Raw genomic sequence first — 25,064 nt, 5'->3', positions numbered from 1 at the left:
CCGGATACGGGTGGCACTAGCCACCGGGATCCGGCCGCTCTTGCGTTGAGCCCTACCCCGCTCCGGCCGGGCCGCCGCGTCCGGCGTCCTTGCCGCCCCGGCTCCCGGCCCGGTCCTCGCACAGCCGGAACGCGATGCCTGCGGCCCGGGCGGTCGCTTCGCTGCCCCCTACAGAGCCCGCGTTGTTTTTCCCGGCTCCCTGGCCCGCCGCGTAGCCCACCAGGAAAGCCGTCACCGGCGCCGCGGCATGAATGACATGATCGGCAGATTTCCGCGCCAGGTCCAGCAGCAGCTCCTGATCGACGTCGAGATCAGGGATCTCCAACGCCCTCGCCAGCTGCTCGTACCACTCACCGAGGATCTGCATTTCATCGTTGACGGCCATGATCTCTCCTTCTACAGGGCACTTCGTTCAGCTTGCCCCTTGCCGCGTTGACGCAGCAAGGCCCGGGGCATACGATCGCTTATATATCAGTTATCTGGCTCACAAAATATCAATGGAATATCAGCTGCGCTGATGTCCTCCGGCAACGCCCCGCTCCCCCGCGAACAGCGCCACAGGCCTGCCGGGTGGACTGCGTCAGCCGCAGAACACCCGAAAGGAATGTGACCTCATGGTTCATAAAGTTAAGGCAGTTGTTGTCAGGGCGAAGGATGCTCCGGTGTCGGTGGAGACGATCCTGGTGCCGGATCCGGGCCCGGGTGAGGCGCTGGTTGATGTTCTGACGTGCGGGGTGTGCCATACGGATCTGCATTACAAGCTGGGTGGTATTGGTGATGAGTTCCCGTATCTGCTGGGCCATGAGGCCACCGGTGTGGTTTCCGCGGTGGGTGCGGGTGTGACCGAGGTGGCGCCGGGGGACCGGGTGATCCTGAACTGGCGCGCGGTGTGCGGGCAGTGCCGGGCGTGCGCGAAGGGCCAGCCGCAGTATTGTTTCAACACGGCCAACGCCACGCAGAAGATGACCCTGGAGGACGGGACCGAGCTGTCCCCGGCGCTGGGGATCGGGGCGTTCGCGGAGAAGACCCTGGTCGCTGCCGGGCAGTGCACGAAGGTTGATGAGGACGCCGACCCGGCCGCGGTGGGTTTGCTGGGCTGTGGTGTGATGGCCGGGATCGGTGCGGCGATCAACACCGGTGAGGTCAAGCGCGGCGAGTCGGTGGCCGTGATCGGCTGCGGCGGGGTCGGGATCGCGGCGATCGCCGGCGCGAAGCTGGCCGGGGCGACGACGATCATCGCCGTGGACATCGACGAGAACAAGATCGCGATGGCCAGGTCCCTGGGCGCGACGCACGGGGTGAACTCCCGCGAAGTTGACCCGGTCGAGGCGATCCGGGACCTCACGGGCGGGAACGGCGCGGATGTGGTGATCGAGGCCGTGGGCCGGCCCGAAACGTACAAGCAGGCGTTCTACGCCCGTGACCTGGCCGGGCGGGTGGTCCTGGTCGGTGTCCCGACCCCGGAGATGGTCCTGGAACTGCCGCTGCTGGATGTCTTTGGCCGGGGCGGGTCGCTGAAGTCCTCCTGGTACGGGGACTGCCTGCCCTCCCGGGACTTCCCGATGCTCGTCTCCCACTACAAGGCCGGCAACCTGGACCTGGACGCGTTCGTCTCCGAACGGATCACGATCGACCAGGTCGAGGAAGCCTTCGACAAAATGCACGAAGGCAAGGTCCTGCGCTCCGTCGTCGAAATCCAGCCCGCCACCGAAACCCGGTCCGCTGCCGCAACCGCAGGAGCATCCGTATGAGTGTCACGATCGAGAACCTGGTCACCTCGGGAACGTTTTCGCTGGACGGCGGGACGTGGGATGTGGAGAACAACGTCTGGATCGTGGGCAACGATGAGGAGTGCGTGGTCATTGATTCCCCGCACGACGCCGCCGCGATCATCAACGCCGTGGCCGGCCGGAAGGTGAAGGCGGTCCTGCTCACGCACGCGCACAACGACCACATCGGTGCCGCCCGCGAACTCGCCGACGCCGTGGGTGCCCCGGTGTGGCTGAACCCGGAGGACCAGGTCCTCTGGGAACAGGTCTACCCCGGCACCACCCCCGATAAGGCGATCAAGGACGGGGACGAGTTCGCCGTCGCCGGCGCCACGCTCACGGCGATCCACACCCCGGGCCACTCACCCGGCTCCACCTGCTTCCACCTCGACACCGAGGGGACCGTGTTCACCGGCGACACCCTGTTCAACGGCGGACCCGGCGCCACGGGCCGCTCCTACAGCGACTACCCCACCATCCTGACCTCCATCCGCGAACGGCTCCTCACCCTGCCCCCGGACACCATCGTCAGGACCGGACACGGCGAGAACACCACCATCGCCGCCGAACGCGAAACCCTCGCCAAAATCCCCGAGTAAGAAGTAGCCGGGTAAGACCCGGTAAGCAGCGGACGGCCCCGCCAGGCAGTGGCGGAGGCCGTTCGCTGTCCCATTTAAGCAGCCGCACTCCCCGGTGTCATGTTCTTGACAATGGACTGTGAGCTGACGCACTCTGTTGCATAAAGCGAACCCTGTTGATTCATGCGGAACACGGGAGGATCCCACGCGCGGTCCCACGTAGAAAGCCATAGTCCCGGACGGCGCCTTCCGGGCCCTGGAGTCCGAGAACCCGAATCTGTCCGCGGGGTGAAGGGCAGCCCGCTGCCTGCAAGTCCCCGCCAACACTCAGTAAGGAACCCTTTATGACAGTCAAAGGTGATGTCACAACCGACCAGAGCAGTAAAGACAGACCGTACTCCCGCCGGCTCACGGTGTCCGACGTCAATGTCGTGGACCAGCGGATGCTCAAGAAGGCCCTCGGCGGCACGATCGTGGGCAACACCATGGAGTGGTACGACGTCGGGGTTTTCGGCTATCTGATCACCACCATGGGTCCGGTGTTCCTTCCGGAGGCCGACAGGACGGTCCAGACCCTGTTCCTGCTCGGCACGTTCGCAGCGACGTTCATCGCCCGCCCCATCGGAGGCGTCGTCTTCGGCTGGCTTGGCGACAAGGTGGGGCGGCAGAAAGTGCTCGCCGCGACCCTCATGCTGATGGCGGCCAGCACTTTCGCCGTCGGCCTCCTGCCCGGCTACGCACAAATAGGCGTCTGGGCCGCGGCGCTGCTGGTCCTCCTGAAGCTCGTGCAGGGCTTCTCCACCGGCGGTGAGTATGCCGGCGCCACCACGTTCGTCTGTGAATATGCCCCTGACAAGCGGCGCGGCTTCTTCGCCAGCTTCCTGGACATGGGCTCCTACATCGGTTTTGCCCTGGGCGCCGCCACCGTCTCTGTCCTGCAGGTCACCCTCGGCGAAGCCGCCATGGAGGACTGGGGCTGGCGGCTGCCCTTCCTCGCGGCCGGACCGCTGGGCCTGATCGCCATCTACTTCCGGAACAAGATTGAGGAATCCCCCCAGTTCCAGGCGGTCCTTGGCGCAGAGACAGGGGCGCATGAGTCCGGATCGCAGAAGGAAGCCTCCGCCGGCGGCCCGGTGCGCCTTCTGAAAAGCCACTGGCGCCAGATCGTGCTGGCCATGATCCTCGCCGGGGCCGCGAACACCGTCGGCTACGCCCTGACGTCCTACATGCCCACCTACCTGACCGAGTCCAAGGGCTACGACCCCGTCCACGGCACACTGCTTACCCTTCCGATCCTCGTGGTGATGTCCCTGTGTATCCCGCTGACCGGCAAGCTTTCGGACCGCATCGGAAGGCGCCCGGTGCTGTGGATCGGGGCCGGAAGCACCATCCTGTTTGCCGTCCCGGCCTTTCTGCTAATTGGCATCGGAAGCGTCTGGTCCACCCTGGCGGGTCTGTCCCTGGTTGCCTTCCCTGTGACCTTTTATGTGGCCAACCTTGCCTCGGCACTTCCGGCGATGTTCCCCACGTCATGCCGCTACAGCAGCATGGGCATCGCTTATAACTTCTCCGTGGCGATCTTCGGCGGGACGACGCCGTTCCTGGTCCAGGGCCTGATCGCGGCCACCGGGGACGACATGGCCCCCGCCTATTACCTGATGGCGACGTCGGTCATTGGAGCGATAGCCATCTATTTCCTTCGGGAGTCCGCAGGACGACCGCTGCCGGGCTCCATGCCGAGCGTGGACACCGAAGCAGAGGCGCACGAGATCATCGCCGCCCAGGACGCGTGGCGGTAGCCGCACCCCAGAAACAGAAGTGTCCCCGTCGCAGGAGCGACGGGGACACCTCTTTAGCGATAACGACGGCGGGGCAACGTCACGCCGTCGGCCTTAGGCGGCGAACAGGGCCGTCCGCACGGCCTTCTCAAAACCGTCCACGTGTTCGCGGGCCAGTTCTGCCGCCCGGGCCTCGTCGCCCTCGATCACCGCTTCCAGCAGTCTGACGTGCTCGTGCACGTGCCTGGAAAGGTTCGGCAGGCGGTCCAGCACCATGCACCAGATGCGTGTTGCCAGGTTGTCGTAGCGGATCAGCGCGTCCTCCAGGTGTGGATTTGCCGCTGCGGCGTAGATCCCCTGGTGCACCCGTGCGTCCAGGCGCAAGGTCTCCACCACAGATGCGCTGTCCACGTCGAAGGCCTCCACTTCCTCCACGATGAGGCGGAGGCGGTCCCGGGCGGCCGCGCTGGCAACCCTGGCGGCACGGGAGGCTGCGAGGGGCTCCAGCTGGGCGCGGATCTCGGAGATGAATGCGAGGTCCGTAACCTCCACGCGCGTCGCGAAGGTGCCGCGCCGCGGATAGGTCACCACCAGCCGGTCCACCTCAAGGCGCTTCAGTGCTTCCCGGACCGGAGTGCGCCCCACGCCGAGCTCCTTGGCGATCCCTTCGTCATAAAGCGGATCGCCGGGCCGGATCTCCAAGGTCAGCAGGCTGTCGCGGATCCGTTCATAGGCCACATCGGCCAGGGACCTCGAACCTCCGGCCTCCGTTACCGCCAAAGCTTCAAACGCCACCGCTCCGCCTCTCCTGCGGGCCAACATTCGACTATTGACCTCATCCGCACACCAGTATACGCTGGCCATCACCCCTGATATATCAATACGGTGATTAACCATATATCTAAAGGATGCGACATGACCGTTGTGGACACAGCCACAAACACCAGGCCGGCCGCGCAGCCAGAAGCCTCTAAAGAAACCAAAACCGGCAAGTTCGTGCTCACACTGTCGTGTGCGCAGCGTGCCGGGATCGTTCAGGCAGTAACTACTTTCCTGTTTGAGCGTGGATTCAACATTGAAGAGCACCAGCAGTTCGATGACGGCCTGCGCCAGACGTTGCACCTGCGCACGGCTTTCTCGGGTGCCACGGATTACGATCTGCAGGTGCTCGAGGAGGAGTTCCGTCCCATCGCGGAGCGTTTCGAGATGAAGTTCAACGTCCATGATGAGACCAAGCAGCGGGTTTCTGGTCATGGTGTCCAAGTTCGGGCACTGCCTCAACGACCTGATTTTCCGTTGGCGGGGCGGGAGCCTTGGCGGGGACCTGGCCCTGGTGGTTTCCAATCACGAAACGCACCGGGCGATGGCCGAGGCCGCCGGTCTCCCGTTCGTCCACATTCCGGTGACTCCGGAAACCAAGCAGGATGCCGAGCGGCGCCTGCTGGAGCTGGTGGAGGAGTACAACATCGACCTCGTGGTCCTGGCCCGGTACATGCAGGTGCTTTCCGATGACCTGTGCCGGTCGCTGGCGGGCCGGGCGATTAACATCCACCACTCGTTCCTGCCGGGGTTCAAGGGTGCACGCCCCTACCACCAGGCTTACGACCGCGGCGTCAAGCTGGTGGGCGCGACCGCGCACTACGTCACCGCCGACCTTGACGAGGGTCCGATCATCGAGCAGGAAGTCATCCGCGTGGACCACAGCTACGGACCCGCCACGCTCTCCACTATCGGGCAGGACGCGGAGGCCCTGGCGTTGTCCCGCGCGGTGCGGTGGCACTGCGAGCACCGTGTGCTGATCGACCAGTCCAGCACCATCGTCTTCCGCTAAAGCGGCCACGCACCGGCCGCGCAGCAGCCCAATACTTAGATCCGCAGGAGAAAGCACATGGCATCCACGCCACGTATTGTCATCATCGGTGCCGGCATCGTCGGCACCAACCTGGCCGACGAACTGGTCGCCCGGGGCTGGAACAACATCACGGTCCTGGACCAGGGGCCGCTGAACATGCCCGGGGGCTCCACCTCCCACGCCCCGGGCCTGGTCTTCCAGACCAACCCGTCCAAGACCATGGCGTCCTTTGCCAAGTACACGGTCGAAAAGCTGCTCTCCCTGACCGAGGACGGTGTGGGCTGCTTCAACCAGGTGGGAGGCCTGGAGGTGGCGACCACCGAAACCCGCCTCGCCGATTTGAAGCGCAAGCTCGGTTACGCAGCCTCCTGGGGCATCGAGGGCTCCATCCTTTCGGCGGCGGAGTGCAAGGACCTCTACCCGCTGATCAACGAGGAGGACATCCTGGGCGGCCTCCACGTCCCCAGCGATGGCCTGGCCAGCGCCGCCCGGGCCGTGCAGCTGCTGATCAAGCGCACCGAGGCCGCGGGCGTGAAGTACCAGGGCAACACCACCGTCACCGGGATCGAACAGTCCGGCCGCCGGGTCACCGGCGTGCAGACGGCCGAGGGCGTGATCCCGGCTGACATTGTGATCTCCTGCGCCGGGTTCTGGGGCGCCAAGATCGGCGCCATGATCGGCATGGCCGTTCCCCTGCTTCCGCTGGCCCACCAGTACGTGAAGACGACGGCGGTACCCCAGTTGAGCGGCCGCAACGAAGTGCCCAACGGGGCCACCCTGCCGATCCTGCGCCACCAGGACCAGGACCTCTACTACCGCGAACACGGCGAACGCTACGGCATCGGCTCCTACGCCCACCGCCCCATGCCCGTGGACCTCGAGACTCTGGGAACCTACGCCCCCGAGTCCGTCAGCGAGCACAACATGCCCTCCCGCCTGGACTTCACCCTCGAGGACTTCCTGCCCGCATGGGAGGCGTCCAAGCAGATCCTCCCCGGCCTGGCCGAAAGCGAGATCGAGGATGGCTTCAACGGCATCTTCTCCTTCACCCCCGATGGCGGGCCCCTCCTTGGCGAGTCCAGGGAACTGGACGGCTTCTACGTCGCCGAGGCCGTCTGGGTCACGCACTCCGCCGGTGTCGCCAAGGCGATGGCCGAACTGCTGACCACCGGCCGGTCCGAAACAGACCTCGGCGAATGCGACATCAACCGCTTCGAGGAAGTCCAGCTCACCCCCGAATACGTCAGCGAAACCTCGCAGCAGAACTTCGTGGAAATCTACGACGTCCTGCACCCGCTCCAGCCCAAACTCTCCCCCCGGAACCTGCGCGTCAGCCCGTTCCACGCCCGGCACAAGGAACTCGGAGCCTTCTTCCTGGAATCCGGCGGGTGGGAACGTCCCTACTGGTTCGAAGCCAACGCCCCGCTCCTGAAGGAGATGCCGGCCCAGTGGCTGCCCCCGGCCCGGGACGCCTGGTCCAACATGTTCAGCTCCCCCATCGCCGCGGCCGAAGCGTGGAAGACCCGCACCGCCGTGGCCATGTACGACATGACCCCGCTCAAGCGCCTGGAAGTCTCCGGCCCCGGCGCCCTGAAACTGCTGCAGGAGCTGACCACCGCGGACCTGGACAAGAAACCCGGCGCGGTCACCTACACCCTCCTGCTCGACCACGCCGGCGGTATCCGCAGCGACATCACCGTCGCCCGGCTGGACGAAGACACCTTCCAGCTCGGCGCCAACGGCAACATCGACACCGCCTACTTCACCAGGGCAGCCAGGCACCAGAGCCAAAGCGGCTCCGCCTCCGACTGGGTCCAGGTCCGCGACACCACCGGCGGCACCTGCTGCATCGGCCTCTGGGGCCCGCTGGCCCGTGACCTCATCGGCAAGGTCAGCGAGGACGACTTCACCAACGACGGGCTGAAATACTTCCGCGCCAAGAACGTCGTCATCGGCGGCATCCCGGTCACCGCCATGCGCCTGTCCTACGTCGGCGAACTCGGCTGGGAACTGTACACCTCCGCGGACAACGGACAACGGCTCTGGGACGCGCTCTGGCAGGCAGGACAGCCCTTCGGCGTCATCGCGGCCGGCCGGGCAGCGTTCAGCTCCCTGCGCCTCGAAAAGGGCTACCGCTCCTGGGGAACAGACATGACCACCGAACACGACCCCTACGAAGCCGGCCTCGGCTTCGCCGTCAAGATGGCCAAGGAAAGCTTCATCGGCAAGGCCGCCCTCGAAGGCCGGACCGAAGAAGGCTCCGCCCGCCGGCTGCGCTGCCTGACCATCGACGACGGCCGCTCCATCGTCCTCGGCAAGGAACCCGTCTTCTACAAGGAACAGGCCCTCGGCTACGTCACCAGCGCCGCCTACGGCTACACCGTGGCCAAACCCATCGCCTACTCCTACCTCCCAGCCACCGTTTCCCTGGGCGACTCCGTCGAGATCGAATACTTCGGACGACGCATCACCGCCACCGTCACCGAAGACCCCCTGTACGACCCGAAAATGACCAGGCTCCGCGGCTAAGCAGCCCGCAGGGCCCTCCGGGGGCACGCGGCCCGGCTCATCCTCGCAACGGGAGCCGGGCTGCGTGCAGCCCCCTTTCCGCCCCAGCCCCTACCAGCCCAGGAATGGACAAATGATCGGTTCAGAAACAATTAACGACTACCTCGGCAGGCTTGCCTCGCGGAAGCCCACCCCTGGTGGCGGCGCGGCTGCGGCGCTGCACGCGGCGCAGGGTGCTGCCCTCGTGGCAATGGTGGCGCGGTTCAGCACCGGCGACAAATATGCGCAGCACGAAGAGACTACCTCCAGAATCATTGCCGCCGCGGACCAGCTCATCGGCGAGACGCTGGGGCTGGCCGACGCCGACGAAGCCGCCTTCAAAGCCGTGATCGCTTCCTACAAGCTGCCCGCCGCCAGCGACACTGAGCGGACGGCACGCGCAGCCGCCATCAACGACGCGCTTGGCCAGGCTGCCCAGCCGCCGGCGCGCCTGATCAGGCTGTCGGGCGCCGTCGTCGAGCTCGCCGCCGAGCTTCTGGATATTGCCAACCCCAACGTCATCAGCGACATCGCCGCCGCAGCCGACGCGGCCAGGGCTGCCGCTACCACGGCCCGCGTCAACATCGACATCAACGTCGTGGCCATCAAGGACGCCCCGGCGCGCGCCGCACTGGCGGAGCAAACCGATGGGCTTGAAGAAAAAGTCGTTCTGGCTGCTGACTCGCTCTCACGCCAGGTACGCGAAAGGATCCTCCGATGACGGCATCTCTGCTCTCCGGAAAGCCCCTCGCCAAACTGATCCAGCAGCAGGCCACCGCCCAGGCCACGGCTCTGGCCGAGGAGGGCACACGCCCAACCCTCGCCGTCGTAGTTGCGACGGAGGACAGCTCCACGCACTGGTACGTGCGCTCCATCGAGCGCGCCGCGGAAAACGCCGGCATCGGCTGCAGGATCATCGACGTCGGCCACGACGCCACCGAACAGGTGCTCGCCGCCGTGCTGAAGGACCTGAGCGCGGACCCTGCATTCCATGGCATCATCCTGCAGACACCCCTGCCTCCCGGCGTGAAAACCCAGGCGCTGGTCAGGTACATTGCACCGGAAAAGGACATCGACGGCGCCAACCCGCTGAGCCTCGGACTGCTCGCCGTCGGGGAACGCGCCTTCGCCCCGGCCACGGCACGGGCCGTGGTGGAAATCCTGGACCACTTCGACATTCCGGTGGCCGGCCGCAGCGTGGTGGTGGTGGGCCGTTCCACAGTGGTCGGCAAGCCGCTGTCCCTGCTGCTGCTGCAGAAGGACGCCACCACCACCGTCTGCCACTCGAAGTCCGGTCCGCTCGGGAAGTACACCAAGGCCGCCGACGTCGTGGTGGTTGCCGCGGGCCGCACCGGGCTGCTCACCGGGACGGATGTTTCGGACCATTCAGTGGTCATCGATGTGGGAACCAACGTGCTCTCCGACGGCTCGCTCGCGGGCGACGTCGACGAAGCCAGCGTCCGTCCGGTCGCTGCCGCGCTGACGCCTGTCCCCGGCGGCGTGGGCTCAGTCACCACGGCGCTGCTGCTTCTCCACACGGCCGAAGCTGCCCGCGAACAGCTCCGCGCGGTCCCGACGCCTGTCCTCGCGCGGTAACCGGGGCACTGATGACAGCCAGCACCGCTCCCCAGGCCGCCGGCACGAAGGTCGTGGCCGACTGGTCTGCGCTCAGGCCGGGCGATTTCGTCACCGTGCTGGAGCAATACACGGTCCCCCACAGCGGCTGGGTCGACGATCTGACCGAGGACGGCCGGATCATCTGGCTGGTTCGCACCTTCGGGGGCGGCCGCCGTATGTTCTTCCGCGAGAACGGCGACGTCGTCACAGTCGGCGTTCCCTAGGCAACGCACGCCCCACTGCACTGCGCGGACAAACACTGCACGGATTTACACGGCACTGATCTGAAGGAAAAGCCCATGGCCTCCAAAGCCCCCCGCGAGAACATCGATGAGTCAAAGCTGAGCGTCAGCAAACCCAAAACCAAGGCGGTCGGCATCCCCGCGGTGGCCAACGCCCTGAAGATATCGCTGGAGCAGATGGGGCCGCTGCGCAGCGTCCAGACGCTGATGGCCGTCAACCAGATCGACGGCTTCGACTGCATGGGCTGCGCCTGGCCGGAACATGAAAAGCGCAATGCCGCGGAATTCTGCGAGAACGGCGCCAAGGCGGTGGCGGAGGAGGCCACCCGCCGCCGGGTGGGTCCGGAGTTTTTCGCCCGCCATTCCGTCGCCGAGCTGAAGACCCGCGATGACTACTGGCTGGGACAGCAGGGACGACTGACCCACCCGATGGTCCTGGACGAGGGCGCAACCCACTACAGGCCCATCGACTGGGACGATGCCCTGGAACTGATCGCCCAGGAACTCAGGGACCTGGACGATCCGGACCAGAGCGTCTTCTACACCTCCGGCAGGACCTCCAACGAGGCGGCCTTCGTGTACCAGCTGCTGGTCCGCGGCGTGGGCACGAACAACCTTCCTGACTGCTCGAACATGTGCCACGAGTCCTCCGGATCGGCACTGGTGGAAACCATTGGCATCGGCAAGGGATCTGTCAGCCTCAAGGATCTGGAAACGGCGTCCCTCATCTTTGTGGCAGGCCAGAACCCGGGCACGAACCACCCGCGCATGCTCAGTGCCTTGGAAAAGGCCAAGAAAAACGGCGCCGCCATCGTGTCCGTCAACCCGCTCCCCGAGGCAGGGCTCCTGCACTTCGAGAACCCGCAGACCATCTCGGGCACGCTGGTGGGAACGCAGCTCACGGATGACTTCCTGCAGATCAGGGCCGGCGGCGACCAGGCACTCTTCCAAGGCCTCGGGAAATACCTGCTGGACGCGGAACGCGCAGGCAGGAACACCCCGGGCCTGGCCACTGTCTTTGACCACGACTTCATCAGGAACCACACGTCCGGCGTCGAGTCCTACCTCGCACAGCTGGAACAGGTGCAGTGGGACGACATCGTCGAAGCGACCGGCCTGAGCCGGGAGCAGATCGACGCCACCGGTGAACGGCTCCTGGCCTCGGGCTCCACGATCGTCTGCTGGGCAATGGGCCTAACCCAGCACAAGCACTCGGTGCCCACCCTCCGCGACGTGGTCAATGTCCTGCTGCTGCAGGGCAATATCGGCAAACCCGGAGCGGGAGTCTGCCCGGTCCGCGGACACTCCAACGTCCAGGGCGACCGGACCATGGGCATCTTCGAACGGATGCCCGAGGGCTTCCACGACCGGCTGGACCAGGAATTCCAGTTCCGTTCGCCCCGGGCGCACGGCTACGACACCGTCGCCGCCATCCGCGCAATGCGTGACGGAAAGGTCAGGCTCTTCGTGGGCATGGGCGGGAACTTCGTGCGGGCAGCCCCGGACTCGGACGCCACCGAGAAGGCCCTCGCCAACACCCGGCTGACCGTGCAGATCTCGACGAAACTGAACCATTCCCACCTGTCGACGGGAAAGCGCGCCCTGATTCTTCCCACGCTGGGCCGCACAGAACGGGATGCCCAGCGTTCCGGTGACCAGAGAGTCACCGTGGAGGATTCCATGAGCGCCGTCCATGCATCCCGCGGCCGGCTCAAGCCCGCCAGCGAGCACCTGATGTCTGAGGTAGCCATCGTCTGCAACCTCGCGCACAAGGTGTTCACCGGCGCGGACGGCCAGCCCCGCCCCAACTCGCCGGTGGCCGACTGGCCCGCGCTCCGGGACGACTACTCCCTGATCAGGAAGCACATCGAGGCCGTCATCGACGGCTTCGAGAATTTCGAGGAGAGAATCCAGCACCCCGGCGGTTTCGTGCTGCCGCACCCGCCACGGGACAACAGGGAATTCAAGACCACCACCGGCAAGGCACACTTCACGTCGAACCCCCTGGAGTACATCCGGGTCCCGTCCGGCCGGCTGGTCCTGCAAACCCTGCGTTCACACGACCAGTACAACACCACCATTTACGGCAAGGACGACCGCTACCGCGGAATCCACGGGGGGCGGCGCGTAGTGCTGGTCAACGAGGCCGACATCGCGGAGCTGGGCTATGCCGACGGCGACCTGGTGGACCTGGTGTCCGAGTTCCGGGGCACGGAACGCCGTGCAGAAAGCTTCCGCATCGTTAGCTACTCCACGCCGAAGGGCTGCGCGGCGGCCTACTACCCGGAAACCAACGTGCTGGTGCCGCTTGACTCCGTGGCCGACACCAGCGGAACCCCAACGTCCAAGTCCGTCGTCGTGCGGCTCGAACCAGCGGGCGCCAAGGCAAAGGAAAATCAGATGCTTGCAACCCTTCCTAACTGATATATCTTTACGATATATTTGGAATATCAGGGCGCAAGGCGGTCCGGGTGGGAGCCCGGACCGTCAAGGACGTAGAGCAGTTTCGTTTCCCGTAAACGGTGTTTCGGAGGCCTGAAATACCTGGGGAGGTAAGCGCCGGAGCACCGCTTTCGGGAAACGACACCTGCCAACCATCCAACGAGGGAACAACCCGTGACAGCTCCAGCCCTTCGAACCATCGAGAGTCCGGGCACAGCCGGCGGCCCCGCCGCCCACGGCGAGCACACCTGGGCGGAAGCACGGCGTCTGGCCTTTGACTGCGCCAGCGCCCTTGGACCGGAGCATGTCCCGCTCCGGGAGGCGAACGGAAGAACCCTTGCCGGGGACGTCGTCGCGCTTCAGGAGATGCCCCATTACGCCTCGTCCGCCATGGATGGCTGGACGGTCAGTGGCGACGGGCCCTGGGTACTGACGGAACCGGGGGCCCCGCTCCGCAGCGGAGAGGCCAGCCCCGTGGTCACCGGCGGCGTCATCCCTCCGGGCGCCCAGGCGGTGCTCCGCGTTGAGAGCGGACGCGTTGCCCCGCAGGCTGACGGCCGGACCGTGTTGTTCGTGGGTGAGGCGGCATCCCCCGGCGAACCCCGCCCGGGCCAGCACATCCGCAAGTCGGGCGAGGAAGCGGCAGCCGGCGAGGTGCTGGTCCCCGCCGGGACAACCCTGAACCCTGCGCATATCGCGCTGGCCGCCGTCGCCGGGTTCGACCGGTTGACGGTCCGCGGCAAGCCACTGGTGAAAATGCTGGTCACCGGTTCAGAGGTGGTCACGGGCAGCACGCCGGCACCGGGACAGGTCCGGGATGCATTCGGCCCCCAGCTCGGCACCGTCATCCAGATGCTTGGCGGTGTTCCGGGGCCGCTGGTCCGGATCGGGGACTCCTACGAGGAATGGCTCACGGCCCTGGGCGCCTCCGAGGCGCCGATGGGGCAATGGCCCGACGTCATCGTGACCACCGGCGGCACAGGACGCTCCGGCGCGGACCACTTCCGAAATGCCGTGCTGGCGCTCGGCGGGCGGCTCCTCATCGACGGCATCGCCATGCGGCCCGGCCACCCCGCCGCCTTGGGCAAACTGCCCAACGGCCGGTTCGTCGTCGGACTTCCCGGCAATCCGCTCGCCGCCCTCATGGCACTCTTCACGGTTGGCGGCCCGCTGCTGGCCGCGCTCGGCCACCAGCCGCTGCCCGGCATCAACCGGGTGCCGTGCGGCACCACCATCGACGCCCACCGCGCGTCCACCCGGCTCATGCCGTTCCGTTGGGTCAACGGCTTGGCGGCTCCCGTCCACTACACCGGGCCCGGAATGATGCGCGGACTGGCCAACGCCGACGGCGTCATGGCCGTTCCGTCGCGCGGCGTTCAGCTGGGCGAGCCGGTTCCGGCATTTGCGCTCCCCTGGCACCCGGAGCTGCGGCCGCCGCTGGTCAGATGACGCCCGGTTGTCCGCCGCGGTCTAGGATCAGACGTGTGAAGTAAGCGCGATGGTGCAGGCCTGACCGCTGGTCACGGCGACAACATGGGAGCACCACTGATGGCTGCAAGAGATGAACCAGGGACTGGCAGGGACCCGGACGCCCAGGGCGGAGGCGTCCAGTCAGTGGACCGCGCCATGCAGATCCTGGAGATCCTCGCCCGGGACGGACACGCTGGCGTGAGTGAAATCGCCGACGAAATGGGCGTCCACAAGTCCACCGTCTCGCGGCTCCTCGGCTCGCTGGTGTCCAGGGAGATCGTGCGGCAGAACAACGACCGTGGCAAGTATCAGCTGGGCTTTGGCATCCTGCGGCTGGCCAGTTCCATTCCCGGCCGGCTGAGCCTGGTCCACGAAGCACGCCCCATCCTGGAAAGCCTCGCAGACCAGTACAAGGAAACCGTCAACCTCGCCGTCCTACGCTCAAACTATGCGGTGAACGTGGACCAGGCCATGGGCCCGTCAACGCTGGCAACGTCCGACTGGGTGGGCAGTCTGACGCCCCTCCATGCCACCTCCAGCGGCAAGGTACTGCTGGCAGCACTGCCGGTTGAGGAACGCTCCCGGATCCTGGGCAAGGTGGGCCTTCCGGCCCGCACCCCGCGGACCATCACGGACCGGGAGATCCTGGAAAACCAGCTCCTCGACGTTTCCCGCGACGGTTACGCCCTTGTGCACGAGGAATTCGAGATCGGGCTCACCGCGGTGGCGGTGCCCGTGTACAACCACTTCGGGACGGTCATCGGGTCCGTCAGCATCTCCGGCCCCGCCTTCCGCTTCGACCCGGAAAATACGCCGGGCCTGATCCAGGGACTCCAGGAGGCCGGCCTGGCCATCAGCGCAAAGATGGGCTACACACACCGGTGACAGTTGCCGCTTAAATGACTGAGCCTGCCGAAACCTTGGTTTCGGCAGGCCCAGTCAGTGGATTGGAACCTTAGGAGGCCGGGGCAGTAGTTTCTTTGCGTTGCAGGGTTTCGGCGCGTTCCTCCAGCGGCGGGGTGTCCGCGGTGAGGCCGAGCAGGGCCTCGCCGGTGAGCTTGACGTCGCCGACCTTTTCGTTGACCCAGTCGTGGAAGGCACCGATGTGGTGCTCGGACGGGACCAGGACCCCGCCCTTGGCGTAGGACTTGGAGGCCATGCCCGGCTGGCAGCGTTCGCACGCGTCGAAGTCCTGCATGTTCACCCGGTGGAACAGCTCCACCGACGCCGTGACATCCTTGCCGGACTCCACGACCGAAGGCAGATACAGCCAGTCGCACTCAACGATCGTGTGGTCCGCGGACATCGGGAACATCCGGTGGATGATCACATGGTCCGGGACCAGGTTCACGAACACCGTCGGCTTGATCGTGATCGCGTAGTACCGGCGGTCCTGGTCCTCGCCCACGCCCGGAATGACGTCCAGACCCTCGGACCCGTCCACGGTGAAGCCCTTGATGTCCTCACCGAACTCCGCACCGTGGCCCACAAAGTACTGCGCGGCCAGGCCGTCAGCGAACTCCGGCAGGACCTCGGTCAGTTCCGGGTGGATCGTAGCGCAGTGGTAACACTCCATGAAGTTCTCAATGATGAGCTTCCAGTTCGCCTTCACGTCATACCGGATCCGCCGGCCCACGGACAGGTTCGCCACGTCGTACCCGTCAATGGCGTGCACGTTGCCCAGGCGCTCCTCGATCGCGCCCATCACATCCTCCTCGAAGGAGGGCGGCTCCTCGGCCAGGCACACCCAGACATAGCCAAGGTACTCGCGGATGTGGACCTTGGACAGGCCGTACTCGTCCCGGTCGATGTCCGGCATCTTGGTCAGGTTCGGGGCAGCGATCAGCTTGCCCTCGAAGTCATACGTCCAGGCGTGGTACGGGCACTGGAAGTTCCGGGCCGCTTCACCCTTTTCCTCCATGCACAACTTCACGCCACGGTGCCGGCACACATTGTAAAACGCCCGGATCTCACCCTTGCGGGTCCGCGAGATCAACACCGATTCCCGGCCCACCTGCACCGTCTGCCACGCCCCGGGCTTATCCAGGTCCGAGGACCGGATCGCGCAGAACCACATCTGCTCAAAAATACGCTCCTGCTCCGCCCGGAAAATCGCCGGATCCGTATACAGGTGGCCGCCCAACGTCGGGATCAGGCTCGGAGTGGATACCTCAACAGACAATTTGCTCTCCTATCAAAAACACAAACAACTCAAAAAATGCAGAAGGGTGGGGACTACAGTCCCGCGGCGGCACCGGCGAGGGCGGGTTGGGCCGCCGGCGTCGCCAGGCTCCGCCGCCACTTGGTGAACAGGCGCGGCTGGTTCATGCCCAACACGGCAACGGGAACGTCTTCCCGGTAGTACACGGCCAGCAGACTGTGCTCGGCAGCATCCCCCGCTTCGACGTCGAGGCGGTCATAGCCGGCTGAGTGGCCGGCGAACTGGATCTTCACCCCGTGCTGGTCCGACCAGAAATACGGCGGCTTCAGCGGCTGGGCCGGGGAATCACTGTCCAGCAGGGCCCGCACCGCCAGCGCCGCCCGCTCCAGCGCACCGGTCCAGTGCTCCACCCGGCGATGCCTATCAACAGCGGCGTCGAACCAGGCAGCGCAGTCCCCCACCGCCACGATGCCCGGGACACTGGTGCGACCCATCGCATCACACAACACACCGCCGTCGACCTCCACCCCCGACCCGGCAAGCCACTCAACATTCGGCTCCGCACCGATCCCCACCACCACAACGTCAGCGGCCACGAACGTTCCGTCGGCCAGGCGGAGTCCGGTGACGTTTCCTTCGCCGGCGTAGAAGTCCTCAATAACGGCCGACGAGATGAGCCGGACGCCCTTGGCGGTGTGGAGGCCGGCCACCACGGAGCCCATCTCCGTGCCCAGCTGGGCTGCAAATGGCACCGGCTTGGTGTCGACCAGGGTGACGTCCATGCCGCGGGAGGCGGCGGAGGAGGCAACCTCGGCGCCGACGAAGCCTGCCCCGATGACGGCCATCTTGCTTCCCGGCACCAGTTCCGGCGCGAGGCTTTGCGCATCGGCGAGGGTGCGCAGGGAGAAGACGTTGCTCAGGCCGGCGAGTTGGGGGAGCTGGCGGGCCCGTGCACCGGTGGCAATGACGATGCCGTCGGCCTGGACAACCTGACCGTTGGCCAGGCCGATGATTTTCGAATCAGCGTCCAGGGACACGGCGCGCGTACCCAGCAGCCATTCGGCGCCGAGGTCGTCGGTTTCGGTTTCCAGGGACAGGTCCTCGGCCGTAATGGATCCAAGCAGGAAGTCCTTGGAGAGCGGCGGCCTGTCATACGGACGGTGCTCTTCATCGCCGATGATGACGAGACGTCCGGTGAAGCCTTGGGCGCGGGCTGCCCGCGCGGCGGAAAGGCCGGCCAGCGAGGCACCTACGATCGCAAGCGTCTGCATTTTCTTCACCCTCTTTCTATTGCTTTTAGCGCAACAACAATCGCTATATGCAACAGCGTGATCCAAGCCACGGTGACTGTCAAGGGTTTGGCGACTCATTAAAGGGCGGCCGCGTAATCGGACCCCTACCCCTTGACAAAACGGTGTGATCGAAAGCACGCTGTTGCATATTACGACGGCTGTTGAACTATACGGAACAGACCGCCAGCAAGACCTACATACCTTCCCAACTAGAAAAGAGGCCCCCCATGCACAAGGCATGCCCGCTCAGCGAACTGGCACCAGGGGAAGCCCTGCGCCTGAACACCGCGCCGCCCATCGCCGTCTTCCACACCGAGGAAGGCGAGCTCTTCGCCATTGACGACACCTGCACCCACCAGGACGCCTCGCTGACCGACGGCTGGGTGGAAGGCTGCGAGGTCGAGTGCCCGCTGCACGCTTCCAAGTTCAATCTCCGCACCGGACAGGTTGATGCGCCGCCGGCCAAACTCCCTGTCCGCACGCACGAAGTCACCGTTGTGGACGGCGACATCATGGTCATCGAGTCCAAAGAAGAACCCAACCTTCCCCCCGGGCTGACCGTAAACGGCCACGTCTAAGCCGCCCTGCCACTGCATCGCTGCTGCTACCCCTAGGAGAAAACCTTGTCCACAGTCCTTGAAGGCGCGCCCGCAGCCGGTGCCAGTGCCAAGACCCGTACCGCTGAGTTTGTCCTCACCCTGGCCTGTCCCGAGCGGCCGGGCATAGTCCGCGCCATCACCACGTTCCTGGCCGACCGCGGCTTCGACATCGTGGAGCACCAGCAGTTCGATGACCACGTCAGCGGCAAGCTCTACCTGCGCACGGCGTTCACCCATGGTGCGTTCACCCAGAGCGCCGACGGCCAGACCGGCGATGAAGCCGGCCAGACCGCCGAAAGCCTCAGCTCCGAGTTCGCAGCTACCGCCAGCGAGTTCGGCATGGACTTCAGCATCCACGACGGGCGCCCCCAGCGGCTGCTGGTCATGGTGTCGAAGTTCGGCCACTGCCTGAACGACCTCATCTTCCGGTGGCGGGCGGGCAGCCTGGGTGCGGAGATCGCCGTCGTGGTTTCCAACCACGAGGACCTGCGGCCCATGGCCGAGGCGGCCGGGCTGCCCTTCATCCATGTGCCGGTTACGGCCGGCACCAAGCCCGAGGCCGAGGCACGGCTGCTCGAGCTGGTGGCCGAATACGACGCCGACCTGGTGGTGCTGGCCCGCTACATGCAGGTGCTGTCCGACGATCTGTGCAGGAAGCTGCGCGGACGGGCCATCAACATCCACCACTCGTTCCTGCCCGGGTTCAAGGGCGCGAAGCCCTACCACCAGGCCTACGACCGCGGGGTCAAGCTCGTGGGCGCCACCGCCCACTACGTCACCGCGGACCTCGACGAGGGGCCCATCATCGAGCAGGAGGTCTTCCGGGTGGACCATGCCCAGGACCCCGATGCGCTGGTGACGGTGGGCCGGGACGCGGAGAGCCAGGCGCTCTCCCGCGCGGTGAAGTGGCACTGCCAGCACCGCGTCCTGCTCAACAAGACCCGCACGGTCGTATTCCGCTAATTTTCCGCTAACGCGAACCAGGAGAACCACACACCATGAGCGCATCACCACGCGTCGTCATCATCGGCGCCGGCATCGTCGGCACCAACCTCGCGGACGAGCTGGCCAGCCGCGGCTGGGACAATATCACCGTCGTCGAGCAGGGCCCACTGGAGCTGGCCGGCGGTTCCACGTCGCACGCCCCCGGCCTGGTGTTCCAGAACAACCCGTCCAGGACCATGACGGAATTTGCCACCTACACGGTGAACAAGCTGCTTTCCCTGAGCAAGGACGGCGAGTCCTGCTTCAACCAGGTGGGCGGCCTGGAACTGGCAACCACTCCCGAGCGCCTGAACGACCTCAAGCGCAAGATGGGTGTGATGACCTCCTGGGGCGTCGAAAGCCGGATCGTCGACGCCGATGAATGCGAAAAGATCTATCCGCTGCTGAACACCGGCAAGCTCACCGGCGGCCGCGAGGTCCTTGGCGGCCTGCTCATCCCCACCGACGGGCTGGCCCTGGCTGCCCGTGCCGTGCAGCTGCTGATTGAGCGCTCCCGGGAGCGCGGCGTGACCTTCCTCGGCTCCACCACCGTCACCGGCATTTCCCAGTGGGACGGCAAGGTCACCGGCGTCGAGACCTCCTCGGGCGTGATTCCGGCCGACATCGTGGTCTCCTGCGCCGGTTTCTGGGGCCGTGAGCTCGGCAAGATGGTGGGCCTGGAGGTACCGCTGCTGCCGCTGGCCCACCAGTACGTCAAGACCACGCCGCTGCCTGAACTCCAGGGCGTGAACGACCTGCCCAATGGCGCCCAGAAGCCCATCCTGCGCTACCAGGACCGCGACCTGTACTTCCGCGAGCACGGCGACCGGATCGGCATCGGCAGCTACGCCCACCGGCCGATGCCGGTGGACATGGAACAGCTGCCCCGCGTCGGCGCGGAGGAAATGTCCGACCACCGGATGCCGTCGCGACTTGATTTCACCCTAGAGGACTTCGCGCCCGCGTGGGAGGACTGCCAGGACCTGCTGCCCGCCCTGCACGCCACCCAGATCGAGGACGGCTTCAACGGTATCTTCTCGTTCACCCCCGACGGCGGCCCGCTGATCGGCGAAGCCCCGGAGCTCTCCGGCTTCTTCGTTGCCGAGGCCGTTTGGGTGACACATTCCGCAGGCGTGGCCAAGGCTGTGGCGGAGCTGCTCACTGAGGGCCGTTCCCGCACCGACCTGCACGGCACCGAGCTCACCCGCTTCGAGAAGGTGCAGACCAGCGACGACTACGTCAGCGAGACCTCGCAGCAGAACTTCGTGGAGATCTACGATGTCCTGCACCCGCTGCAGCCCAAGGAATCCCCGCGGGACCTGCGCGTCAGCCCGTTCAACGTCCGCCAGAAGGAACTCGGTGCCTTCTTCCTCGAGTCAGCCGCATGGGAGCGCCCGCACTGGTTCGAGGCAAACCGCCCCCTGCTGGATGAACTGCCGGCAGAGTGGCAGGCCCCGGAACGCGAACCCTGGGCGGCCATGTTCTCCTCCCCCATTTCGGCGGCCGAAGCGTGGAAGACGCGTACCGCCGTCGCGCTTTATGACATGACGCCGCTGAAGCGCCTGGCCGTCAACGGCCCCGGCGCACAGGAGCTGCTGCACCGCCTGAGCACCGGAAACATCGCCAAGAAGCCCGGCGCGGTGACCTACTGCCTGCTGCTGGAGCACGACGGCGGCATCCGCAGTGACGTGACCGTCGCCCGGCTCGCGGAGGAAGACTTCCAGCTCGGCGTGAACAGCAACGTGGACTTCGACTACCTGCGCGTCGAGGCCCGCAAGCAGTCGGCCGCCGACCCGGCGAAGTGGGTGCACGTCACCGACATCACCGGCAGCACCTGCTGCATCGGCCTGTGGGGCCCGCTCGCCCGCGAGGTCATCGGCAAGGTCAGCGCCGACGACCTCACCAACGACGGCCTAAAGTACTTCCGCACCAAGGAAATTTCGGTGGGCGGCATCCCCGTCACGGCCATGCGGCTGTCCTACGTGGGCGAACTCGGCTGGGAGCTGTACACCACCGCCGAATACGGCCTCAAGCTCTGGGACCTGCTCTTCGAAGCCGGACAGGAGCACGGCATCATCGCCGCCGGCCGCGGCGCCTTCAACAGCCTGCGCCTGGAGAAGGGCTACCGGCTCTGGGGCACGGACATGAACACCGAGCACCACCCGTACCAGTCCGGCCTGGGCTTCTCCGTGGCGAAGGACAAGGAAGGCTACGTGGGGGCCGAGGCCCTGGTTGCGCTCAAGGAACAGCCGGCGGAGAAGGTGCTGCGCTGCCTGACGATCGACGACGGCACATCCATCGTGCTGGGCAAGGAACCCGTGTACGTGGGCGGGGTAGCGTCCGGCTACGTCACCAGCGCGGCGTACGGCTACTCGATCCGCAAGCCGATCGCCTACGCCTGGCTGCCCGCCGCTGTATCGGAGGGTGACGCCGTGGAGATCGAGTACTTCGGCCGCCGCGTCCTCGCCACGGTCAGCGCCGAGCCGCTGTTCGATCCCGGCATGGAGCGCCTCCGCGGCTGACGCTGGCTACGTCCACAAGCCAAGAACGGCCCGCTTACCAGAACGGCCCGCTTCCGAAAGGAAGCGGGCCGTTCTGGTCGAGCCTGGAATCACGTTTTGCGGAAGTGGTCGGACCATATGCAATTTGGCCTTGTTTCCAGACTTCCCGCCCTCCATGGCATGGGGCATACTTAAGTGAATCTCATTCACTTAAGTATGTTGAGCTCAAGCCGTACCGAAGTCGTTACGGCCCCAGCAAGACCCGCCGCCAGGCCGGAGCCGATGGAGGAACAGCATGGCAAGCACTACTTCCGAGCAAAGCAGGATTACCGTTGACAACTGGCAGGAGCCCGGCAGCCTGGCCTGGTCCTTCCTTCACATGGACGAACTGTTTCCCACTGCCGGGATTGAAGGTGAGTCCACGGGCTGCGCCGCCACAGAGCCGGCGGCATTGCCTGGGGACTCCTGGGGGCTTCGGGGACTGGCTGTCCCGCTTCCCGGTGGCGCCGGCACCACCGTTGCCGAGATCCTGGCGACCACCCACACCGATGCGTGGATGGTCCTGCGGGGCAATGAGGTGCTCGTTGAGGAGTATTTCGGCGAGATGGGCCCTGGAACCAGGCACCTGCTGATGTCCGTCAGCAAGTCCATTGTCTCCACGGTGGTCGGCGTCCTGGTGGGGCAGGGGAAGATCGAATACCGCCGAACGGATAGACCATTACATCCCCGAACTGGCTGCCTGCGGTTACCGGGGCGCCACTGTCCGCGACGTACTGGATATGCGCAGTGGCATCCAGTTCTCCGAGGAGTATCTCGACCCTGGCTCCGAGGTGCGGCAGCTGGACAAAGCCGTGGGCTGGGCACCCCGCCGCCACGGTGAAGCAGCCACGCTGAAGCAATTCCTGGTGACTTTGGAGCAGAAGCGTGAACACGGCGGTCACTTCGAGTACCGCAGCTGCGAGACCGATGTCCTCGGCTGGCTGTGCGAGGCGGTGAGCGGCCGGCAGTTCGCCGAACTCACCTCCGACGTTCTCTGGTCACCGCTCGGGGCCTGCCATGACGCGTATATCGCCCTCGATGCGGTGGGGACCGGCATGTTCGACGGCGGCATCTGCGCCACGCTGGGAGACATGGCCCGCTTCGGAGCAATGATTCGCGACGGCGGGGTCTCACTGGGCGGCCAACGAATCCTGGAATCTGCGTGGGTTGACGACATCTTCGCCGGCGGGCCCGATTCCGCGGAGGCGTTCGCGGCGGGCAAGGACGCAGAAGCGATGCCCGGCGGAAAGTACCGCAGCCAGTTCTGGTTCCTCTCGGACGACCGGGATACGGCCTACTGCCTGGGCATCCATGGGCAAATGGTCTACATCAACCGGAAATCGGGAGTGGTGGGGGTCAAATTCTCGTCGACAGCGCTACCCGTTGATCCGCTCGCCGGCCCTGCAGCAGCAGCGATGTTCGAGGCCATCAGCAAAGCTCTCGACTGACAGCTCCCCCAAGCCGGTGCAGAACGGCCCGGGGTGAGTGGGGAGGTAAACCGGCGGGCGCCGAGGGCGCCCGCCGTTGTCAGCGTGCGGAACCTGCTTCGGCCACGGCGACCTGCTGTTCCACCACGACTTCGCCGTCAACCATCGTGAGGATGACCGGGGCGTGCGCGAACTCGTCCGGGTTTGTCGTCAGAGGGTTGCAGCCAAGAACCGTCAGGTCCGCCCGTGCACCGACCTCCAGCACGCCGCCTTTCTCGCCGACCGACTGCCAGTACTGGCTCGTGTAGCCTTCCAGGGCTGCGCGGGCGGACAGTGCCTGCTGCGGCTGCACGGGTTCGACGTCGGGCCGGCCGGCTGGCCGGCGGGTCTGGGCGGCGGCAATGATCCCGCGAGGATCGAACGGCGCGATGGGCCAGTCCGAACCGAGGGCGACCACGGCCCCGGCGTCGCGGAGATCACGCGTCCGCCAGGCGTGGTTGGCTCGCTCCGTGCCCAGCCTGCGGGACCAGTTGTCGGCGTGATCCGCGCGGCTATACAGGGCGCAGTGTGTTGGTTGCAAGCTTGTGGTGGCACCGGCATCAATGATTTCCTTCAGGACCGGGTCCGGAATGGACTCGATGTGTTCGATCCGGTGCACCGTCCCGTTCGGTGGAAGGGCTCCAATGGTCTTTGCCACAAAGGCGACAGCCTTGTCCCCGATGGCGTGCGTCGCGGTGGGGATGCCGTTTTCGTGGAAGAACCTCATGGCTGCGGCAAGTTCCTCAGGCTGCCGCCACAGCGGATGCAAGGATTCGCCGTGGGTGTCAGGATCGAACAGCCAGGCGGTGCCGTTGTCGATGGTTCCGTCCATCATGAGTTTGATGCCGCGCACATGCCAGCGCCGGCCGTGCCGGCCCTGCAGGGCCAGCATGGCGTCGAGGTCGCCCCTGGCTGCGCCCGGCATGATCCACGGCGAGATCCGCAGCCGGATGGCCAGATCGCCCCGCTCTTCCAGAGCCTCCAGCACCTCAAGGGAGTCTGGCTGGCCGAAGTCCAGCATCTGGCCGGCCACCAGCCCGGACTCGGCCATGCGGTGAAGGAGCCGTTCGAGTTCGTCCACGCGCTCCTCGAAGGACAGTTCCGGGAGGATGGCCCGGACGAGGTCCATGGCTGCCATCTCGTAGAGCATGCCGGTGGGCTTGCCTCTGTCATCGATGCCGACGTAGGCGGAACCGTCCAGTTGCTCCTGGCCGGTCACCCCGGCCAGTCGGATGCCTGCGTCGGAGACGAGTGCTGCGTGCGCGTCGAAGAGCGTGATGAACACAAGCTCCCCGTCAAGGATGCCGTGGAAGAGGCCGTTGCTGAAGACACTGCCCCCGAAGATCACCGGGTCAAGTCCCCAGGCGAACAGCCAGTCCTGGCCTGGGCGGTGGGGCGTGGCTGCGGCGTAGCGGGCGAGTGCGGCCCGGACGGCGCCGGCCTCCGCGATGCCGCTGAGGTCCAGGCCGCGGGCGATGGTGGCACCGCCCAGGATCGGGTGGATGTGTGCGTCGATCAGTCCGGGTGTGATGGTGGCATCCCCGACGTCGATCACGCAGCCGGCGTGTCCGGTCCATGCCGGTGCGTCTTTGGAGGGTCCGATGGCGGTGATACGGCCGTCGGCGATGGCGATGAATCCTGCCACCTCCTGGAGGTCGTCTCCGTGGAGGATGCTGGACGAGAGGATAACTGTGTCGGTGGGTTGGGGGGTGTTCACGCTGTGCTCC

At 65.9% G+C, this 25,064-nt stretch carries 19 protein-coding genes and 2 pseudogenes; 16 read left to right on the top strand and 5 right to left on the bottom strand.

The features are described 5' to 3' along the window. Positions 1–52 precede the first annotated feature (52 nt). Positions 53–385 carry a DUF6457 domain-containing protein gene (locus ABIE00_RS01530; RefSeq protein WP_354255842.1) on the bottom strand — a complete coding sequence of 111 codons (333 nt, stop codon included), beginning with the start codon at positions 383–385 and terminating at the stop codon, positions 53–55. A 229-nt stretch (positions 386–614) separates the two neighbouring features. On the opposite strand from ABIE00_RS01530, the gene ABIE00_RS01525 reads away from it, so the two are divergent. The 3 genes from ABIE00_RS01525 to ABIE00_RS01515 all read left to right on the top strand — a co-directional run bounded on the left by ABIE00_RS01525 (position 615) and on the right by ABIE00_RS01515 (position 4,146). Beyond that, positions 615–1,751, top strand: a complete 1,137-nt coding sequence (locus ABIE00_RS01525; protein WP_354255840.1) for an S-(hydroxymethyl)mycothiol dehydrogenase — start codon at positions 615–617, stop codon at positions 1,749–1,751. Next, on the top strand, positions 1,748–2,368 hold the full coding sequence (locus tag ABIE00_RS01520) for an MBL fold metallo-hydrolase (protein WP_354255838.1): 621 nt from the start codon (positions 1,748–1,750) through the stop codon (positions 2,366–2,368). Before ABIE00_RS01525 ends, ABIE00_RS01520 begins: the two co-directional genes overlap by 4 nt. Positions 2,369–2,691: 323 nt before the next feature. After that, positions 2,692–4,146, top strand: coding sequence for an MFS transporter (locus ABIE00_RS01515; protein WP_354255836.1), 1,455 nt, complete (start codon positions 2,692–2,694; stop codon positions 4,144–4,146). 93 nt (positions 4,147–4,239) lie between these two features. Here the strand turns inward: ABIE00_RS01515 and ABIE00_RS01510 are convergent, their stop codons facing one another. Then, positions 4,240–4,920, bottom strand: coding sequence for a GntR family transcriptional regulator (locus tag ABIE00_RS01510; RefSeq protein ID WP_354255833.1), 681 nt, complete (start codon positions 4,918–4,920; stop codon positions 4,240–4,242). Between the two features lie 120 nt (positions 4,921–5,040). Here ABIE00_RS01510 and purU (ABIE00_RS01505) point away from each other — a divergent pair. The 8 genes and pseudogenes from purU (ABIE00_RS01505) to ABIE00_RS01470 all read left to right on the top strand — a co-directional run bounded on the left by purU (ABIE00_RS01505) (position 5,041) and on the right by ABIE00_RS01470 (position 15,180). Further along, positions 5,041–5,956: pseudogene (purU, locus tag ABIE00_RS01505) on the top strand (formyltetrahydrofolate deformylase). A 57-nt stretch (positions 5,957–6,013) separates the two neighbouring features. Then, entirely contained in the window at positions 6,014–8,506 is a 2,493-nt protein-coding gene (locus tag ABIE00_RS01500; RefSeq protein ID WP_354255830.1) for a GcvT family protein, read from the top strand. A gap of 112 nt (positions 8,507–8,618) precedes the next feature. Next, positions 8,619–9,245: a cyclodeaminase/cyclohydrolase family protein gene (locus ABIE00_RS01495; RefSeq protein ID WP_354255827.1), complete on the top strand. Its 627-nt coding sequence runs from the start codon at positions 8,619–8,621 to the stop codon at positions 9,243–9,245. After that, positions 9,242–10,120 carry a bifunctional 5,10-methylenetetrahydrofolate dehydrogenase/5,10-methenyltetrahydrofolate cyclohydrolase gene (locus tag ABIE00_RS01490; RefSeq protein WP_354255824.1) on the top strand — a complete coding sequence of 293 codons (879 nt, stop codon included), beginning with the start codon at positions 9,242–9,244 and terminating at the stop codon, positions 10,118–10,120. Before ABIE00_RS01495 ends, ABIE00_RS01490 begins: the two co-directional genes overlap by 4 nt. A gap of 11 nt (positions 10,121–10,131) precedes the next feature. Continuing rightward, positions 10,132–10,365, top strand: coding sequence for a hypothetical protein (locus ABIE00_RS01485; protein WP_354255821.1), 234 nt, complete (start codon positions 10,132–10,134; stop codon positions 10,363–10,365). A gap of 75 nt (positions 10,366–10,440) precedes the next feature. Further along, on the top strand, positions 10,441–12,807 hold the full coding sequence (locus ABIE00_RS01480; protein WP_354255818.1) for an FdhF/YdeP family oxidoreductase: 2,367 nt from the start codon (positions 10,441–10,443) through the stop codon (positions 12,805–12,807). 192 nt (positions 12,808–12,999) lie between these two features. Further along, a complete protein-coding gene (locus tag ABIE00_RS01475; RefSeq protein WP_354255815.1) occupies positions 13,000–14,274 on the top strand; it encodes a molybdopterin molybdotransferase MoeA in 1,275 nt (424 codons plus the stop codon). 99 nt (positions 14,275–14,373) lie between these two features. Continuing rightward, positions 14,374–15,180 (top strand): IclR family transcriptional regulator, encoded by an 807-nt coding sequence (locus ABIE00_RS01470; protein ID WP_354255812.1) that lies wholly within the window; start codon positions 14,374–14,376, stop codon positions 15,178–15,180. 70 nt (positions 15,181–15,250) lie between these two features. Here the strand turns inward: ABIE00_RS01470 and ABIE00_RS01465 are convergent, their stop codons facing one another. Together ABIE00_RS01465 and ABIE00_RS01460 are read right to left on the bottom strand one after the other, a co-directional pair. Beyond that, the gene (locus ABIE00_RS01465) at positions 15,251–16,477 is read right to left on the bottom strand and encodes an aromatic ring-hydroxylating oxygenase subunit alpha (protein ID WP_354255809.1); all 1,227 of its coding nucleotides are present in this window, start codon (positions 16,475–16,477) and stop codon (positions 15,251–15,253) included. A 53-nt stretch (positions 16,478–16,530) separates the two neighbouring features. Further along, a complete protein-coding gene (locus ABIE00_RS01460) occupies positions 16,531–17,727 on the bottom strand; it encodes an NAD(P)/FAD-dependent oxidoreductase (protein WP_354255806.1) in 1,197 nt (398 codons plus the stop codon). Positions 17,728–17,975: 248 nt separating this feature from the next. On the opposite strand from ABIE00_RS01460, the gene ABIE00_RS01455 reads away from it, so the two are divergent. The 5 genes and pseudogenes from ABIE00_RS01455 (at position 17,976) to ABIE00_RS01435 (ending at position 23,319) form a co-directional block, all read left to right on the top strand. Beyond that, entirely contained in the window at positions 17,976–18,326 is a 351-nt protein-coding gene (locus ABIE00_RS01455) for a bifunctional 3-phenylpropionate/cinnamic acid dioxygenase ferredoxin subunit (protein ID WP_331569311.1), read from the top strand. A 45-nt stretch (positions 18,327–18,371) separates the two neighbouring features. Then, positions 18,372–19,310, top strand: coding sequence for a formyltetrahydrofolate deformylase (purU, locus tag ABIE00_RS01450; protein WP_354255802.1), 939 nt, complete (start codon positions 18,372–18,374; stop codon positions 19,308–19,310). A 35-nt stretch (positions 19,311–19,345) separates the two neighbouring features. Further along, complete coding sequence (locus ABIE00_RS01445; protein WP_354255800.1) at positions 19,346–21,853, top strand: GcvT family protein; 2,508 nt, start codon at positions 19,346–19,348, stop codon at positions 21,851–21,853. A 274-nt stretch (positions 21,854–22,127) separates the two neighbouring features. Continuing rightward, positions 22,128–22,472 (top strand): annotated as a pseudogene (locus tag ABIE00_RS01440) (serine hydrolase domain-containing protein); the annotation flags it as partial. Positions 22,473–22,482: 10 nt separating this feature from the next. Next, positions 22,483–23,319 (top strand): serine hydrolase domain-containing protein, encoded by an 837-nt coding sequence (locus ABIE00_RS01435; protein ID WP_354255797.1) that lies wholly within the window; start codon positions 22,483–22,485, stop codon positions 23,317–23,319. A gap of 79 nt (positions 23,320–23,398) precedes the next feature. Here ABIE00_RS01435 and ABIE00_RS01430 read toward each other — a convergent pair whose 3' ends face one another. After that, positions 23,399–25,054 carry an amidohydrolase gene (locus ABIE00_RS01430; RefSeq protein WP_354255794.1) on the bottom strand — a complete coding sequence of 552 codons (1,656 nt, stop codon included), beginning with the start codon at positions 25,052–25,054 and terminating at the stop codon, positions 23,399–23,401. Between the last annotated feature and the right edge of the window lie 10 nt (positions 25,055–25,064).

This window comes from Arthrobacter sp. OAP107 (assembly GCF_040546765.1).
Classification (GTDB): Bacteria; Actinomycetota; Actinomycetes; order Actinomycetales; family Micrococcaceae; genus Arthrobacter.
The sequence above is the reverse complement of the archived record's forward strand: the minus strand, read 5'-3'. Positions and strand labels throughout refer to the sequence as shown.

Coding starts and splice junctions, on each gene's coding strand:
- ABIE00_RS01530 (WP_354255842.1), bottom strand. CDS start 385: ATGGCCGTCAACGATGAAATGCAGATCCTCGGTGAGTGGTACGAGCAG.
- ABIE00_RS01525 (WP_354255840.1), top strand. CDS start 615: ATGGTTCATAAAGTTAAGGCAGTTGTTGTCAGGGCGAAGGATGCTCCG.
- ABIE00_RS01520 (WP_354255838.1), top strand. CDS start 1,748: ATGAGTGTCACGATCGAGAACCTGGTCACCTCGGGAACGTTTTCGCTG.
- ABIE00_RS01515 (WP_354255836.1), top strand. CDS start 2,692: ATGACAGTCAAAGGTGATGTCACAACCGACCAGAGCAGTAAAGACAGA.
- ABIE00_RS01500 (WP_354255830.1), top strand. CDS start 6,014: ATGGCATCCACGCCACGTATTGTCATCATCGGTGCCGGCATCGTCGGC.
- ABIE00_RS01495 (WP_354255827.1), top strand. CDS start 8,619: ATGATCGGTTCAGAAACAATTAACGACTACCTCGGCAGGCTTGCCTCG.
- ABIE00_RS01490 (WP_354255824.1), top strand. CDS start 9,242: ATGACGGCATCTCTGCTCTCCGGAAAGCCCCTCGCCAAACTGATCCAG.
- ABIE00_RS01485 (WP_354255821.1), top strand. CDS start 10,132: ATGACAGCCAGCACCGCTCCCCAGGCCGCCGGCACGAAGGTCGTGGCC.
- ABIE00_RS01480 (WP_354255818.1), top strand. CDS start 10,441: ATGGCCTCCAAAGCCCCCCGCGAGAACATCGATGAGTCAAAGCTGAGC.
- ABIE00_RS01470 (WP_354255812.1), top strand. CDS start 14,374: ATGGCTGCAAGAGATGAACCAGGGACTGGCAGGGACCCGGACGCCCAG.
- ABIE00_RS01460 (WP_354255806.1), bottom strand. CDS start 17,727: ATGCAGACGCTTGCGATCGTAGGTGCCTCGCTGGCCGGCCTTTCCGCC.
- ABIE00_RS01455 (WP_331569311.1), top strand. CDS start 17,976: ATGCACAAGGCATGCCCGCTCAGCGAACTGGCACCAGGGGAAGCCCTG.
- ABIE00_RS01445 (WP_354255800.1), top strand. CDS start 19,346: ATGAGCGCATCACCACGCGTCGTCATCATCGGCGCCGGCATCGTCGGC.